The organism is Microbacterium sp. 1.5R, assembly GCF_001889265.1.
Lineage (GTDB): Bacteria > Actinomycetota > Actinomycetes > Actinomycetales > Microbacteriaceae > Microbacterium.
Window position 1 is genome coordinate 2,207,683 of record NZ_CP018151.1, and the last position, 16,361, is coordinate 2,224,043.

15 protein-coding genes are annotated in these 16,361 nt (G+C 67.4%); all 15 read right to left on the minus strand.

Annotated elements, in window-relative coordinates:
• Positions 1–1,308 (minus strand): histidinol dehydrogenase, encoded by a 1,308-nt coding sequence (gene hisD / locus BMW26_RS10570; RefSeq protein ID WP_072592311.1) that lies wholly within the window; start codon positions 1,306–1,308, stop codon positions 1–3.
• Positions 1,308–2,738 (minus strand): hypothetical protein, encoded by a 1,431-nt coding sequence (locus tag BMW26_RS10575; RefSeq protein WP_230100720.1) that lies wholly within the window; start codon positions 2,736–2,738, stop codon positions 1,308–1,310. The genes hisD and BMW26_RS10575 overlap by 1 nt, the downstream gene beginning before the upstream one ends.
• 113 nt (positions 2,739–2,851) lie before the next feature.
• Positions 2,852–6,370, minus strand: a complete 3,519-nt coding sequence (dnaE, locus tag BMW26_RS10580) for a DNA polymerase III subunit alpha (protein ID WP_072591449.1) — start codon at positions 6,368–6,370, stop codon at positions 2,852–2,854.
• Between the two features lie 71 nt (positions 6,371–6,441).
• Positions 6,442–7,563: a hypothetical protein gene (locus tag BMW26_RS10585; RefSeq protein WP_072591450.1), complete on the minus strand. Its 1,122-nt coding sequence runs from the start codon at positions 7,561–7,563 to the stop codon at positions 6,442–6,444.
• Positions 7,550–8,134 carry an RNA polymerase sigma factor gene (locus BMW26_RS10590; RefSeq protein WP_072591451.1) on the minus strand — a complete coding sequence of 195 codons (585 nt, stop codon included), beginning with the start codon at positions 8,132–8,134 and terminating at the stop codon, positions 7,550–7,552. Before BMW26_RS10590 ends, BMW26_RS10585 begins: the two co-directional genes overlap by 14 nt.
• A gap of 31 nt (positions 8,135–8,165) precedes the next feature.
• Positions 8,166–8,765: a GNAT family N-acetyltransferase gene (locus tag BMW26_RS10595; RefSeq protein WP_072591452.1), complete on the minus strand. Its 600-nt coding sequence runs from the start codon at positions 8,763–8,765 to the stop codon at positions 8,166–8,168.
• 42 nt (positions 8,766–8,807) lie between these two features.
• The gene (locus BMW26_RS10600; protein ID WP_072591453.1) at positions 8,808–9,728 is read right to left on the minus strand and encodes an RluA family pseudouridine synthase; all 921 of its coding nucleotides are present in this window, start codon (positions 9,726–9,728) and stop codon (positions 8,808–8,810) included.
• A 2-nt stretch (positions 9,729–9,730) separates the two neighbouring features.
• Positions 9,731–10,321 (minus strand): signal peptidase II, encoded by a 591-nt coding sequence (lspA, locus tag BMW26_RS10605; protein ID WP_072592313.1) that lies wholly within the window; start codon positions 10,319–10,321, stop codon positions 9,731–9,733.
• Positions 10,322–10,372: 51 nt separating this feature from the next.
• Entirely contained in the window at positions 10,373–10,981 is a 609-nt protein-coding gene (locus tag BMW26_RS10610; protein WP_072591454.1) for a DivIVA domain-containing protein, read from the minus strand.
• Between the two features lie 152 nt (positions 10,982–11,133).
• Entirely contained in the window at positions 11,134–11,433 is a 300-nt protein-coding gene (locus tag BMW26_RS10615) for a YggT family protein (protein ID WP_053096749.1), read from the minus strand.
• A 3-nt stretch (positions 11,434–11,436) separates the two neighbouring features.
• A complete protein-coding gene (locus tag BMW26_RS10620; RefSeq protein ID WP_053096751.1) occupies positions 11,437–11,901 on the minus strand; it encodes a cell division protein SepF in 465 nt (154 codons plus the stop codon).
• A 43-nt stretch (positions 11,902–11,944) separates the two neighbouring features.
• Positions 11,945–12,649, minus strand: coding sequence for a YggS family pyridoxal phosphate-dependent enzyme (locus tag BMW26_RS10625; protein WP_056278955.1), 705 nt, complete (start codon positions 12,647–12,649; stop codon positions 11,945–11,947).
• On the minus strand, positions 12,646–13,797 hold the full coding sequence (gene ftsZ, locus BMW26_RS10630) for a cell division protein FtsZ (protein WP_053096755.1): 1,152 nt from the start codon (positions 13,795–13,797) through the stop codon (positions 12,646–12,648). The genes BMW26_RS10625 and ftsZ overlap by 4 nt, the downstream gene beginning before the upstream one ends.
• 175 nt (positions 13,798–13,972) lie before the next feature.
• Positions 13,973–14,920 (minus strand): FtsQ-type POTRA domain-containing protein, encoded by a 948-nt coding sequence (locus tag BMW26_RS10635; protein ID WP_072591455.1) that lies wholly within the window; start codon positions 14,918–14,920, stop codon positions 13,973–13,975.
• Between the two features lie 3 nt (positions 14,921–14,923).
• Complete coding sequence (gene murC / locus BMW26_RS10640; RefSeq protein ID WP_053096759.1) at positions 14,924–16,321, minus strand: UDP-N-acetylmuramate--L-alanine ligase; 1,398 nt, start codon at positions 16,319–16,321, stop codon at positions 14,924–14,926.
• Positions 16,322–16,361 lie beyond the last annotated feature (40 nt).

Below are 16,361 nucleotides of genomic sequence, written 5' to 3' on the forward strand. Positions count from 1 at the left end.
CTACGCGGTGAAACGCGCCTCGATCGCCTCGCCGTGCGCGGGGAGCACTTCGGTCTCGGCGAGGGCGACGACCCCCTCACGGACCTCGGCCAGGGCGGCCCGATCGTAGGAGATCACCTGCTGCGGACGAAGGAACGTGTAGGCGCCGAGTCCCGGCGCATAGCGCGCCTGTCCCCCGGTCGGCAGAACGTGGTTGCTGCCCGCCATGTAGTCGCCCAGACTCACCGGCGTGTGGTCGCCGACGAACACCGCACCTGCGCTCGTGAAGCTGTCGGCGGCGTCCTCGGCATCCTCGAGGTGAAGTTCGAGGTGCTCGGGAGCGTAGGCATTGCTGAACGCCGTGGCCATGGCACGGTCGTCGACGAGCACGATCGCGGACTGCGGTCCGTCGAGAGCTGCGGCCACCCGGGTCGTGTGACGGGTCGCGCCGGCCTGCTGCGCCACCTCTTCGGCGACACGATAGGCGAGCTGAGGCGAGTCGGTGACGAGGACGGCCGAAGCCTGCTCGTCGTGCTCGGCCTGACTGACGAGGTCGGCGGCGATGAGACGCGGGTCCGCGGCGGCATCTGCGACGACGAGGATCTCGGTGGCCCCCGCCTCGGAGTCCGTGCCGACGACCCCGGCCACCGCCCGCTTGGCGGAGGCGACGTAGTTGTTGCCGGGCCCTGACAGCACGTCGACCGGGTCGAGTCCGATGCCGGCGACGCCGTGCGCGAAGGAACCGATGGCGCCGGCGCCGCCGATGGCGTACACCTCCGTGATGCCGAGGAGGCCTGCCGCGGCGAGGATCGTGGGGTGGACGCGACCTCCCTGGTCCGCCTGGGGCGGTGAAGCGAGCGCGATCTGCTCGACGCCCGCGACCTGGGCGGGGACGACGTTCATGATGACGCTGGACGGATACACCGCCTTGCCGCCGGGGATGTACACGCCCGCGCGGTGCACAGGCTGCCAGCGTTGGGTGATCGTCGCGCCGGCGCCGATCCGGGTGATCCGACGTTCGGGAACCTGGGCTTCGGAGGCGATGCGCACCCGGCGAATCGCCTCGTCGAGGGCATCGCGGACAGCAGGCGCGAGGGTCTCGAGAGCATCGGCGATGTGCTGCGCGGGCACGCGGATCTCATGACCCGTGACACGATCGAAGCGTTCAGCCTGCTCGCGCAGCGCCTCTTCGCCGCGCTCGCGCACGTCCTCGACGATGCGCGTGGCGGTGTCGAGAGCCTCGGCCCGTGCCTGGGTGGCTCGCGGCACGGCCGCGAGCATGTCAGCCGGCGAGAGCGTGCGCCCTCGCAGATCGATCGTGCGCAAGATCAGCCCTTCGTGATGTCTGAGATGTCGTGCAGGTAGCCGATGCGACCGTCGTCGTGTCGGATGACATAGGCGCCACCGCGGTCCTCGATGACGAGCGCCCACGCATTCGGTCCGATTCGGAAGATGACCTCGCCGCGTTCGTCATGCACGTCCCGCTCGGTCGGCGCGAGGATCCAGAAGGGCTGCGGGGTCGAGTAGGCGTCCTGAGGGCTCGTCGCGGCGAAGTCCGAGTCGTGTTCGACGGCGGGGAACGCGGTCGTCTCGGGCGACGAGACATCGCGCGCGGTCGCACCGAGAAGCGACTCGATGCTTCCGGTGTCGGACACGATCTCGGGTTCCTGGCCGCGCGACCGGCGCGAGTACGCCGGGGTGTACTCCTCATCGGATGTCGTCTCCTCGGTCCCGGTCCCCCCGCCCGACGCGTGGGAGGACAGCGGCACCTGCTCGGCGACATCGAGACGGGCGACCTCATCGGTCGCCTGCTCACGGGACAGTTCGACGTCGATCCCCTCCGCCGAGGGTGTCGTGTAGGCGGTCGGGGCAGCGTCCGTCGCGTAGGCCGTCGGTGCGGCGTCCGTCCCGTAGGCCGTCGGCGCGGCGTCCGTCCCGTAGGCGTCCGTCACGTAGGCCGTCGGTGCAGCGTCCGTCGCGTAGGCCGTCGGCGCGGCATCCGTCGCGGCGGTGTGGGCCTCAGGAGCGACATCGCTCGACGAGGCGGGCGATGCGTACGACGCAGGTCGCAGGTCCGTGTCGGCCGAAGTATCGGCCTCGACGGCGACGGGAGCGTCGGCGCCCGGGGCGGCAGGCTCGGGGCGAGGACGCGCGATGACCGGTCGGACCGGATTGGCGTTGCGGTGCGCGAGTGTGACGAGTCGGCCCTGGAAGTCTTCCTTGAGGCCGGGCACCAGCGGAGCGAAGACCGTGAGGACGACGAGCGCGAGCGCTGCGAGCAGCTGAACGACGCCGTTCCAGGGCAGCCCGAAGACACCGAACTCGATCGCGAACGCGACGGCGTTCCAGAGTGCGCCTAGCCAGAAGACCGCTGAGACGGAGAACGCCACGGAAGCGAACTGGTCGATCCCCAGCGAGCCGACCCGGCGGATGCCGTCGGGTGAGAAACGGCGGAGGACCAGCAGGAACACGGCGACCGTCGGCACGCCGATCGGGAGGACCCACTGGATTCCGGCACCCCAGATGGACGAGTCTCCGACGTACGGGAAGAACGACGCGATGAAGGCGATCAGCCACACGCCGACGATGAGCAGCTCCCGCAAGGTGAATCCGAGGATGCCGTACTCCGGCGTCACCTCATCGTCATAGAGCACGCCGTCGTCATCGGAGAAGTCCTCGTCGAGAGGTGACTCGTCTGACGCCGACGACCGGTCTGCAGCTGAGTCGTCACTGTTCAGGAAGGGTGATTCCGTGCTCATGGGGAGGGTCCTTTCGCCACGGTGCAGAGCCTTAGTCGTCGTGCACCCGAACGCGTCCCGATACTACCCGGTGCGTCCGTGAGGACCCATCGAGCGGCAGCGTCCGCTGGTGCTCAGCCCAGGCAGGTCGGCCCGAGCAGCGATTTGAGATCTCCGAACAGATCGGCCGAGACCTTGACCGGCATCGGCACGTCGAAGACCTTCGCCGTGCCGCCGCGGTGCACCCGCAGCACGACCTCGGTGTCCCCGTTGTGACGGCGCAGCACGTCGGCGAGCTCGTGCATCACCCGCTCCGTCGCCCTCTGCTCGGCGAGCACGAGCGAGAGCGGACCCGCGGCGTCGAAGGAACCGACATCCGGCGCGAACGCCGACTGCGCATGCAGGTTGAGTCCGTCATCACGCTTCGACACCCGGCCGCGCACGGCGAGGATCGAGTCCTGCTGCAGGATGTGCTGGAACTCGGTGTACGTCTTGCCCATGAACATGACCGTCACCTCGCCGTTGAAGTCCTCGACGGTGATCATTCCGTACGGATTGCCACTGGCCTTCGCGACGCGATGCTGCACGCTCGTGACGAGACCGGCGACGGTGACCTGCTCACCGTCCTGCATGTCCTCCGAGTTGATGAGGTTGTGGATCGAGATCGACGCGTGCTTCGCCAGAGGCACCTCGAGCCCGGCCAGGGGGTGGTCCGACACGTAGAGCCCGAGCATCTCGCGCTCGAAAGCGAGCTTGTCCTTCTTGATCCATTCGGGGCGGGCGGGCACCTTGGCAGGCGGCGCCTCTTCCATTCCGTCGTACAGACTGTCGAAGTCGAAGCCGATCGCACCCTGTGCTTCGTTCCGCTTGCGATCCACAGCCGCCTCGACGGCATCCTCGTGGACTTCGAGCAGCGCACGGCGCGAGTCGCCCATCGAGTCGAACGCGCCGGCCTTGATCAGAGACTCGACCGTGCGCTTGTTCGAGACGTGCAGCGGGACCTTCTCGAGGAAGTGATGGAACGAGGAGAATCGCTCATCCTTGCGGGCCGCGATGATGCCCTCGACCACGTTGCTGCCGACGTTGCGGACGGCACCGAGCCCGAATCGGATGTCGTCGCCGACAGCGGCGAAGTACTTGATCGACTCTGAGACATCGGGCGGCAGCACCTTGATGCCCATTCGACGGCACTCGTTGAGATAGAGCGCCATCTTGTCTTTCGAGTCGCCGACGCTGGTGAGCAGCGCGGCCATGTACTCGGCGGGATAGTGCGCCTTGAGGTAGGCGGTCCAGTACGAGACGACCCCGTATGCCGCCGAGTGCGCTTTGTTGAAGGCGTAGTCCGAGAACGGGAGGAGGATCTCCCAGATCGCGTTGACGGCACCGTCGGAGTACCCGTTCGCGTGCATGCCGGCTTGGAAGCCCTCGAACTGCTTGTCGAGCTCGGACTTCTTCTTCTTGCCCATCGCTCGGCGCAGGATGTCGGCCTGGCCGAGCGAGAACCCGGCCACGCGCTGGGCGATGGCCATCACCTGCTCCTGGTAGATGATCAGGCCGTAGGACTCGTCGAGGATGTCGGCGAGCGATTCGGTGAACTCCGGGTGGATCGGTGTGATCGGCTGCTGGCCGTTCTTGCGCAGCGCATAGTTCGTGTGCGAGTTCGCACCCATCGGACCCGGGCGGTACAGCGCGATGAGCGCGGAGATGTCGCCGAAGTTGTCCGGACGCATCAGGCGCATCAGCGATCGCATCGGCCCGCCGTCGAGCTGGAAGACGCCGAGCGATTCGCCGCGACCGAGCAGCTCGTAGGCGCCGCGGTCATCCAGGGCGAGGTGTTCGAGGTCGAGCTCCTCCCCGCGGTTGGTGCGGATGTTGTCGAGAGCGTCCGAGATGATCGTGAGGTTGCGGAGCCCCAGGAAGTCCATCTTGATCAGCCCGAGCGACTCGCAGGACGGGTAGTCGAACTGGGTGACGATCTGGCCGTCCTGCTCGCGGCGCATGATCGGGATGATGTCGAGCAGGGGCTCGGACGACATGATCACACCGGCGGCGTGCACGCCCCACTGGCGCTTCAGACCTTCGAGACCGAGGGCGCGGTCGAAGACCGTCTTCGCCTCGGGATCGGTCTCGATGAGCGCACGGAACTCGCTCGCCTCCTTGTAGCGGGGGTGCGCCGAGTCGAACATGCCGTCGAGAGGCATGTCCTTGCCCATGACGGGCGGCGGCATCGCCTTCGTCAGCCGCTCGCCCATGCTGAACGGGAATCCCAGCACACGCCCCGCATCCTTCAGAGCCTGCTTCGACTTGATCGTGCCGTAGGTGACGATCTGAGCGACGCGCTCGGAGCCGTACTTCCTCGTCACGTAGTCGATGACCTCGCCGCGGCGACGGTCATCGAAGTCGACGTCGAAGTCGGGCATCGAGACGCGGTCGGGGTTGAGGAAGCGCTCGAAGATGAGACCGTGCTCGAGCGGGTCGAGGTCGGTGATCTTCATGGCGTAGGCGACCATCGACCCGGCGCCCGAGCCACGGCCCGGACCGACGCGGATTCCGTTGTCCTTCGCCCAGTTGATGAAGTCGGCGACGACGAGGAAGTAGCCGGGGAACCCCATCTGCAGGATGATGCCGGTCTCGTACTCGGCCTGCTTGCGCACCTTGTCGGGGATGCCGCTCGGGTATCGGTAGTGGAGGCCCGCTTCGACCTCCTTGATGAGCCAGCTGTCCTCCGTCTCGCCTTCCGGCACGGGGAAGCGCGGCATGTAGTTGGCCGCGGTGTTGAATTCGACTTCGCACCGCTCGGCGATGAGCAGCGTGTTGTCGCAGGCCTCGGGGTGGTCGCGGAACAGCTGACGCATCTCTGCGGCGGTCTTGATGTAGTACCCGTCGCCGTCGAACTTGAACCGGTTGGGATCGTCGAGCGTCGAACCGGACTGCACGCACAGCAGCGCCTCATGGGCATCGGCCTCATGCTGGTGCGTGTAGTGCGAGTCGTTGGTGCCGACGAGCGGGATGTTCAGATCCTTGGCGAGCCGGATCAGATCGGTCATCACCCTGCGCTCGATGGAGAGACCGTGATCCATGATCTCGGCGAAGTAGTTCTCCTTGCCGAACAGGTCCTGGAACTCGGCGGCCGCCGCACGTGCGGCGTCGTACTGGCCGAGGCGCAGTCGCGTCTGGATCTCACCCGAGGGGCATCCTGTGGTGGCGATCAGGCCCTTGCCGTATGTCTGCAGGAGCTCCCGGTCCATGCGGGGCTTGAAGTAGTAGCCCTCCATGCTCGACAGCGAGCTGAGACGGAACAGGTTGTGCATCCCCTGCGTGCTCTCGCTCCACATCGTCATGTGGGTGTAGGCACCGGAGCCGGAGACATCGTCGCTCTTCTGATCCGGGGAGCCCCATTGCACACGCGTCTTGTCGCTGCGATGCGTGCCGGGAGTCACATAGGCCTCGAGACCGATGATCGGCTTGACGCCCGCGGCGTTCGCCGCCTTGTAGAACTCGAACGCCGCGAAGGTGTTGCCGTGATCGGTCACGGCGATGGCCGGCATGTCGTAATCTGCCGCCGCCTGCGTCATCGCCGCGATCTTCGCCGCCCCGTCGAGCATCGAGTACTCGCTGTGCACGTGCAGGTGGACGAAGGAGTCGGATGCCATGCCTTCGAGTCTACTTTCGGCATCCGACATCGAGCGTCGCCGCACCTGCCGCTCCGGGGTCCCGCATCGCTTCAGGGGAGCGAGTCCACGATGCTCACGGTGAAGACGTGCCTCTCGTCTGCCAGGGAGGCGGGGATCAGCGAAGAGGCGACGTCGAGCACCGCGGTCGTCTCCGTGACGAGCCCCGTGGTCGTGTCGATCGTGATCGAGCGCCGCTGAACCGCTGGCTGACCCGACAGGGCCTCTGTCGACGCCGAGAACCGCAGCGTCGCCGAGGTCGCATCGGCGGACACGATCTCAGACCCGGAAAGCATGCTGAGGGCGTCGTACATCGTCGCCCGCTCAGCCCCCGACCCCATGTTGTACGACAGAAGCTCGATGAGGACCCACCCGACCTTGTAGTCCTGATCGCCCGCGACGATCCCCTGATTCTCTCGGATCCACGCGATGAGCGCAGCCGGGTCCGTGGGCATCGCCGAGAAGAACGCCACGAGCCCGTACCCGTCCGGGGTGGCCCAGGGTGCTGACGGCCCGTTCGAGAAGTACGGATCGCCGCCCGAGGCCATCGCCTCCTTGTGCGCCTGGGCGAGCGCCGCGGCGTCCGGCCCGAAGGTATCGCTCACTGTCCAGGGCTGATCGGTGGCGAAGAACCACTGCTGCGTCGGGTCGGCCGGCGCATAGGAGTTCCAGGAGGAGCTTCCGCGCCAGGCGTTCTGAGCGTTCGACCGATCCGCCTGATACTGCCCGCCGTTCGGATCGGGCTGGTGATAGACGATCTGCTCCGACTGCGTGTGCACGCGCAGGTACTGTCCCGGTGCCAACGTCAGGCCGGTGAACGACCGAGCCGCAGTCGCGGCGGCGCCGAAGGCCCCCGCAGCCGTCATCGGCTCCTGTGTCGGCGCGGGCGTCGGCGACGGCTTCAGCGTCTGTCCTGGCTCCCGCGTCGGAACGGCCTCGATCACGGGCTGCGGCTGTTCGGTGAGTCCCGTGATCACCAGCACGCCCGCCGTGGCCGCCAGTGCGGCGCCCACGAGCACGCCGGCCACGAGCCGCTTCGGTGCGGCAGGGCGAGCGGACACCGAGGTCTTCCCCGCGGCGATCTCGCTCATCAGTCGAGCGCGGGCCGAGTCGAGATGCGAGTCCGCACCATCGACATCCGGCTTGGTCTTCTGAACCTTCTCAAACACGTCCACGGACTTCTCCTTCCTGCTGCATCTCGAACGAACGGGCCTTTCGCGCCGGATCGAGTCGCGTGCGAACGCGATTCAACCGGGAGCGCACGGTGCCCACAGGCACACCGAGAGTCTCCGCGATGTCTTCGTAGCTCAGCCCCTGCCAGGCGTAGAGCAGAAGCGTCTCCCGATCCTTGGGGGACAACGCCGCGATCTTCTGCCGCAGGGCACGCACTTCGCGCTCGGCGTCCACGCGCCGCATCGCGTCATCGAGTCCACCGAGCGACGTATGGTCCTCCCCGACGACCGCGGCGAACGAGCGCCAATGCCGTGCCTCGACGGCTCTGTGCCGACGGATGAGCCGCGAGGCGATTCCGAGCAGCCAGGGAGAGGCTGAGTGCTTGCTCAGGTCGAAGTCCCCTCGACGGCGGAAGGCGACGAGAAAGGTCTCGCTGAGCACGTCCTCGGCGGCATGGGCACCCACCCGATATGTCGCGAACGCGTTCACCGCACGTGCATGTCGGTCGAACAGCTCGGCGAACGCCTCAGGCCGACTCAGCGACCGCCGGATGATCTCACTGTCTGTGCTCACACTATGTATTGCCTCTGACGTGCAGTCGGGTTCACGCTTTCTTCGATCCGTTGCGCGGATCTCGCAGATCGAGTCGCATGAGCACCCGCGGGAAGCCGTCGAGCGTCGAGCCGGTGTCGGCCGCCTTCGCGAATCCGGCACTCTCGAAGAGCCCCATCGTGCCGACGTAGGCCATCGTGAGATTCACCGTCTCGCCACGGTTGTCGACCGGATACCCCTCGATCGCGGGCGCGCCGCTCTTCTTCGCATGAGCCACCGCTCCGTCGATCAGAGCGTGCGAGATGCCCTGTTTCCGATGGCCTGGGCGGACGCGGATGCACCAGAGCGACCACACATCGAGATCGTCGACATGCGGGATCAGTCTGTTGCGCGCGAAGCTCGTCTCCCTGCGCGGATGCACCGCCGCCCAGCCCACGGGTTCGTCGTCGAGGTACGCGATCACGCCTGGAGGCGGATCCTGGTGGCAGAGTTCACGCACGCGCTCCGCTCGCTTCTCGCCTCGCAGCGCCCTGTTCTCGGCGCTGCCGATGCGGTAGCTCAGGCAGAAGCACACGTTCGACGTCGGCTTCTTGGGGCCGACGAGAGCGGCCACGTCGTCGAAGTCGGTAGCGGGTAGCACCTCGATGCTCATGGGCTCAGTCTGACCCACACCGCCGACATCGACGGCGTCGATTCACTCGCCGCGCAGGATCTCCAGGGCACGTTCGAAATCCGCGGGGTACGCCGACTCGAACTGCACCCACTCCCCCGTCGCCGGGTGGGTGAAGGCGAGCTTGTGCGCGTGCAGCCACTGTCGGGTGAGTCCGAGCCGTGCCGACAGCGTCGGATCTGCTCCGTAGAGCGGGTCGCCCGCGCACGGGTGCCTCAGGGCCGCCATGTGCACGCGGATCTGGTGCGTGCGTCCGGTCTCGAGATGGATCTCGAGCAGCGAGGCTCCCGGGAAGGCCTCGAGGGTCTCATAGTGCGTCACCGACGGTTTGCCGTCGGGAACGACGGCGAACTTCCAGGAGTGATTCGGATGCCGGCCGATCGGAGCATCGATCGTCCCCGTCAGCGGGTCGGGGTGCCCCTGGACGACGGCGTGATAGATCTTCTCCACCGTGCGCTCCTTGAACGCGTGCTTCAGCGACGAGTACGCCGTCTCGCTCTTGGCGACGACCATGAGCCCGCTGGTGCCGACATCCAGACGATGCACGATCCCCTGCCGCTCCGGAGCGCCACTCGTGGCGACCCGGAACCCCGCCGCTGCGAGAGCGCCGACGACGGTCGGCCCCTCCCATCCGAGCGAGGGATGAGCGGCGACGCCCGTGGGCTTGTCGACCACGACGATGTCGTCATCGTCGTAGACGATTCCGAGTTCCGGAACCGCGATCGGGATGATCCGCGGCTCCTCCTTCGGCTGCCACTCCACCTCGAGCCACCCTCCGCCGCGCAGGCGATCGGACTTGTCGAGCGTCACCCCGTCGACGCGCACGCCGCCCGCCGAGGCGACCTCGGCGGCGAAGGTGCGCGAGAAGCCCAGCATCTTCGCGAGTGCCGCGTCCACGCGCGTCCCGTCCAGCCCGTCAGGAACGGGGAGGGTGCGGAATTCCATGCTCAGCGTCCGTCCGCGGCGGCGGCATCCGGAGAGGCGGTACCCGGGCGAGAGGTCTCGCCTCCGGTCTCCTCGGCCAACGCGGCAGCCTCGGCTTCGTCATCGGTCTCCACAGGAGCGTGGTCACGCTCGCGGGTGCCGTCGAAGCGGAGTCCCAGCACGACGAGCAGCGCGACCGAGATCATCCCGGTGACGATGAAGATGTCGGCGACATTGAAGATCGCCGGCATCATCCACGGCATCGAGATCATGTCGACCACGTGCCCCATGGGGAAACCAGGATCGCGGAAGAGACGATCGGTGAGGTTTCCGAGCACTCCACCGAGCAGGCAGCCCAGGACGACGGCCCAGAGGCGTGACTGAAGACCCAGGGCCTTCCACACGATCACACCGGCCACCACCGCCAGAGCGATGGTGAAGATCCATGTCACATCGGATCCGAGCGAGAACGCTGCGCCGGGGTTGCGCACGTAGTACAGCTGAAGGAACTCACCGAGCACCGGCACCGGCTGCTGGAGCGGCAGGTTCTCGGTCGTGAGGTACTTCACAAACTGATCGGCGGCCAGCACGATCGCTGCGAGAACCGCAACTATCGCGCCGGCCGCCGACCGACGAAGGGGACGGCGTCCTGGCAAAAGGACGACCTACAGTCCGATCGCGGAAACCGGAGTCGAGTCCGTCGACGCCGACTTCTCGTCGAGATCGCGGAGCTGACCCTCGATGTAGCCGCGCAGCTGCGAGCGGTAATCGCGCTCGAAGTTGCGGAGCTCGGTGATCCGGGCCTCGAGGGCGTTGCGCTCGCGCTCGAGACGAGCCGACTCTTCGCGCTGCTTGGCCTCGGCCTCCGTGCGGATGCGGTTGACCTCGCCTTCGGCCTCGGCGATGAGCTGGGCGCGCTTGGCCTCACCCTCGGCGACGTGCTCGTCGTGAAGGCGCTGAGCGAGCTCGATGATGCCGGCGGTCGCAGTCGCCGAACCCGACGGAGCGGGCTCCGCGGGAGCGGCAGCAGCAGGCGCAGGAGCCTCGTCGACCACGGCGGCGGGTGCCTCTGCAGCGGCTGCGGGAGCGGCCGGGGCATCGCCGGACTCGTACGCGGCCAGCTTGGCCTTGAGTTCGACGTTCTCTTCGAGGGCCTTGCGCCACTCGATGACGATCTCGTCGAGGAAGTCGTCGACCTCGTCCGGGTCGAAGCCGTCCTTGAAGCGGACGTGCTGGAACTGCTTGGTGACGACGTCATCCGGGGTAAGTGCCATGGTGGCTCCTTCGATGAGTTCGGTTGCCAGTTTGGAATGGCGTGGTCGAGATTCGGCGCGAACCCGGGGCGCGCACCTGGGAGCCAAGCATAGTCCCCGAGCCTGTCAGTCGCGATCCCGCGACACTCCAGAGCGCCGAAGTCCCAGGGGTCTCAGATGAAGCTTCGGACGACGCTCATCAGGATCAGCACGATCAGGATGGTGATCGAGAAGCCGAAATCCAGGGAGAGCGAGCCGATTCGCAGAGGAGGGATGATCCGCCGGAAGAACCGGACGGGCGGATCGGTCACCGTGTAGACGAGCTCAGCCGCGACGAGTCCGGCGCCCTTCGGTCGCCACTCCCGATTGAACATCGGGATGTAGCTGAGAATGAGTCGGGCGAAGAGCACCAGCAGGTACAGCAGCAGAGCCAGATGTACGATGCTGGCGACGATGGAGACGACGAACCCCACGGTCTACGACTGGTCGAAGCCCGCGGACTCGGCGTCCGCGTGCGCGATTCCCCCGTGACCCGACACCGCGATGTTCTCCGGCGACAGGAGGAAGACCTTCGACGTGACCCGCTCGATGCGGCCGTACAGGCCGAGCGAGAGTCCGGAGGCGAAATCGATCAGACGGCGGGCGTCTGCGTCGCTCATCTGCGAGAGATTGATGATGACCGGCACACCTTCGCGGAAGCTCTCCGCGATGAGCTGAGCATCGCGATACTGCTTCGGGTGCACGGTGAGGATCTCGTTCACTGCCCCTCCTGCGGGCTGGCGCACGGCGACGGGGCGCCGTAGCGGGGTCACGGGCGCGGGAGCGGGCTCCTCGCGTTCGCGCTCGCGGTGCGAGCGGGCCGGGGTCGGCTCCTCCTCGTAGACCTCTTCCTCGTCAGCGAGGCCGAGATACACCATGGTCTTCTTCAGCGGGTTACCCATCGTGTCCTCCGGTTCGAACGTGTCGGGTTGGTCTGTTCACAGGTTAACCCCGGTCGGGGCGGGGTCCCGTGATTGCGGAGCCGATCCGCAGGTGTGTCGCGCCGGCCTCGATGGCCTCGACGAAATCGCCCGTCATCCCTGCGGACATCCAGGTCGCCGACGGCTCGACGGCGCGCACGCTCTCTGCGATCGAGTGCAGGCGCGCGAACGCGGAAGCGGGTTCCTCATCGAGCGGCGCGACCGCCATCACACCGCGAAGCCGCAGCGAGGGCAGCGTCATGATGTGCTCGGCGAGAGAGGCCGCCTCGGCGGGCGCGACGCCGCCGCGTCCGTGATCATCGGTGAGATTGACCTGCACGAGCACGTCGAGAAGGTCATCCCCGTCGGCCGCCCGATGCAGTGCGTCGGCCAGCCGGTCGCGGTCTACCGAGTGCACGGCATCCGCGCTGCGGCGGATCGCACCGGCCTTGTTGGTCTGCGCCTGCCCGATGAAGTGCCACCGGAGGTCGAGGTCCGTCAGCTCGGCGGTCTTCGACGAGAGCTCCTGCTGGCGGTTCTCCCCCACGTCGCGCACACCCAGCGCGTGCAGCTCGCGAACGAGCGACGACGGGTGGAACTTGGTCACGACGATGCGGGAGATCTCCGCCGGGTCCCTGCCGGCCAGGCGCGCGGCGTCGGCGATCCGATGATCGATCGCCGACAGCCGCGCTGCCAGACCGGACCCGGCCTGGCCCTGCGCCTGCGTCACTTCAGGAATTCGGGGATGTCGATGTCGTCGTCCGCGAAAGCAGGCTCGATGCTCGTCGCCGGGACGCGCTGCTGCGGCTTCTCGGGCGCGGGCGCCTCGGCAGCGGGCTTGCTCTCCTCGTCGTTCGAGAGCGCCACCTCGGGCAGCGTGCTGGCCGCGGCGGGCCGCGAGACGACCATGGGGTCGAGGCGCAGCGAAGGCTCACCGCTGTCGAAGCCGGCCGCGATCACGGTGACACGCACCTCGTCGCCGAGCGTGTCGTCGATGACCGTACCGAAGATGATGTTGGCCTCGGGGTGCGCGGCTTCCTTCACGAGATCCGCAGCGTCGTGGATCTCGAAGATGCCGAGGTTCGAACCACCCTGGATCGAGAGCAGGACTCCGTGAGCACCCTCGATGCTGGCCTCGAGGAGCGGCGACTCGACCGCGAGTTCGGCGGCCTTGATGGCACGGTCGGCACCGCGTGCCGATCCGATTCCCATCAGTGCCGAACCGGCGCCCTGCATGACCGACTTGACGTCGGCGAAGTCGAGGTTGATGAGACCGGGAGTCGTGATGAGGTCGGTGATGCCCTGGACACCGGCGAGGAGCACCTGGTCCGCGGTCGCGAAGGCCTCGATCATCGAGATGCCGCGATCGCTGATCTCGAGCAGACGGTCGTTCGGCACCACGATGAGGGTGTCGACTTCTTCCTTCAGCTTCACCACACCGGCTTCAGCCTGGCTCTGACGACGACGGCCTTCGAACGAGAAGGGCTTCGTCACGACGCCGATGGTCAGTGCACCGATCGACTTCGCGATGCGCGCGACGACGGGGGCTCCACCCGTTCCCGTTCCACCGCCCTCGCCTGCGGTCACGAAGACCATGTCGGCTCCGGTGAGCGCCTGCTCGATCTCCTCGGCGTGATCCTCGGCGGCGCGACGGCCGACCTCGGGGTCGGCGCCGGCGCCGAGTCCGCGAGTGAGCTCGCGACCGACATCGAGCTTGACGTCGGCGTCGCTCATGAGCAGCGCCTGCGCGTCGGTGTTCACTGCGATGAACTCGACTCCGCGGAGCCCGAGATCGATCATGCGGTTGACGGCGTTGACGCCGCCACCGCCGACGCCGACGACCTTGATCACGGCGAGGTAGTTCTGGTTCTGGCTCATGGCCGGCCTCCGAATAGTCGAGCCTGTCTGGGGTGAGATTCCGCGGGCCGAACCTTAAACCTCAACTAGAGGTGTAAAGTATTTCCCGGTATTGGTTTCTCTTGTTCGAAGGTAAGCGTCACGTCCCCGCGCACACGCAGCGACACGGGCGTGTCGCCCGTTTGCCGTCGAAACCTCAGCCCACGACCACCGCATGCGGCGATGTGACATCGATCGTCGACGCCTCAGGATTGCTGAGCAGCGTCTTCGTGAGCACTTCGCTCTTCATCGGGGAGTCATCCGCGCTGCCCCAGACGACCGTCAGCCCGCTGCTGAGCGTCAACGTCACGTCATCAGCTGTCGTGGCCCGCACTCCGGTGAGCAGCGCTCGCAGATCAGCGGGCACCGAGCGCACCACGAGACCCGCACTCTCGAAGGCGACCGAGTCGGTGCCGCCGTCGATGTCGAGCACCGGCTGTCCCGCCGGCTGATCGGAGGTCGTCGCCAGCGCGACGCCCGCGGCGTCGACGAGCGTATAGCCCGCATCCGAGCGGATCACGCCGACCGGCGTGCGCTCGACGATCCGCACCGTGAGATCGTGCGGCGGCTTCGCCTCGAGCGCATAGGTCTCGATCAGCGGGAATCCCAGCAGCGCGGCCTTGACCTCGCTCGAGTCGACCAGCGCCAAGGGGGTGCCCACCTGCTCGCCGAGGGCGGCCTCCACCGCCGCGGCATCCAGCGTCGTCGCGCCCACGACCGTGATCTTCTCCACGGCGAACAGCGGGCTGTACGCCGCGGCGGTGGTGCCACCGATCAGCAGGACGACAGCACCGACCGCGCTCAGCCAGATGATGCGACGCCGTCGGGAGCGCTGCGTGAACCGTCGGATCTCGGCCCGCAGCGCCTTGCGTCTCGCTCGCGCCGCCCGCCAGACGTCCCGCGTCGATGTCGGCCGCACCCCGGCATCCCCGTCGACGTCCGCACGGACGTCGGAGTCGAGGCCGACCGCCGCGGCCTGCGGACCTGTGCGTTCGTCCTGCTCGACGTCCCGCGCGCGCCCTCGCGTCGCCGGACCCTCCCGTCGCCTGGGCGTGTCCTCCGCGGTGCCCGCGGGAGGCGTGGGAAGCGGAGGCGGACGACGCATGCGTCAGACCTCGGTGGTCCGCAGAGACTCGAGCACCTGCGGGATGATCTGGTAGACGTTGCCGCAGCCGAGCGTGACGACGAAATCGCCGTCGCGAGCGACGGACGCCGTGTAATCGGCTGCCTGCTGCCAGTCGGCGACGAAGTGGACGTGCGACGGGTCGTGGAACGCCCCGCTCACGAGCTCTCCCGTGACGCCCGGGACCGGATCCTCGCGAGCACCGTAGACGTCGAGCACGACCGTGTGGTCTGCATACGTCTCCAGCACGTCCGCGAACTCGCGGAACATGTGCTGCGTTCGCGAGTAGGTGTGGGGCTGCTGGATCGCGATGATCCTGCCCGTGCCGGCGATCGATCGCATCGCCTCGAGAGCCGCCCGCACCTCGGTCGGGTGGTGGGAGTAGTCGTCGTAGACGGTGACGCCGCGCTCGACGCCGTGCTGCTCGAGGCGGCGGACCGTGCCGGCGAAGCCCTCGACGGCCTTGGCGGACTCGGTCAGGCCGAAGCCCACCGAGAGGAGGACCGCGATGGCGCCTGCCGCGTTGATGGCGTTGTGCACGCCGGGCACGGCGAGCTGGAGGCGCACGCTCTCGGCTCCGGAGCTGACGGTGGCCGAGACGGGCCCGGCCGCCACGATGTCGGTCACCCTGACATCGGCATCCTCCGCCTGCCCGAACGTCACGACGTTCGGGTGCGAGAGCCCCGCTCCCACTCGCAGGGCGCCGGCGTCGTCGCTGGAGATCACGACCGCCTCCGTGGCCGCGTCGGCGAACCGCACGAACGCGTCGTGGAACGCGTCGTCGGACCCGTAGTGGTCGAGGTGATCGGGGTCGACATTGGTGATCAGCGCGACAGCCGTGTCGTAGAGCAGGAACGTGCCGTCGGACTCATCCGCCTCGATCACGAAGAGCTCACCCGATCCGGTGGCGCTCGAGACGCCGAGCTGCTCGATCACGCCGCCGTTGACGAAGTTCGGGTCGGCTCCGAGCTGCTGCAGCGCGGTCACGATCATGCCCGTCGACGTCGTCTTGCCGTGCGCGCCGGCCACGGAGACCAGTCGACGCGATCCGATCAGCCAGTGCAAGGCCTGCGAGCGGTGGATCACGTGCAGCCCGCGCTGCTTCGCCGTGACGAACTCGGGGTTCTCCGGCCAGATCGCTCCGGTGTGGACGACCGTGTCGGCATCGCCGAGATGCGCCGCGTCGTGCCCGACGTGCACATCCGCTCCGGCGGCCGCGAGTGCGCGCAGGTTGTCGCTGTCGGCTCGATCGCTTCCCGAGACGCGGATCCCCGCGTCGAGGAACATCTTGGCGAGGCCGCTCATGCCGGATCCGCCGATGCCGATGAAGTGCGCGGAGGAGATCGACTCGGGGATCGGGAGGGAGAGGTCAGGTCTGATCATGTCGGTTTCAGTCTACTTTTCGGTGAGGACGATTCGGCGG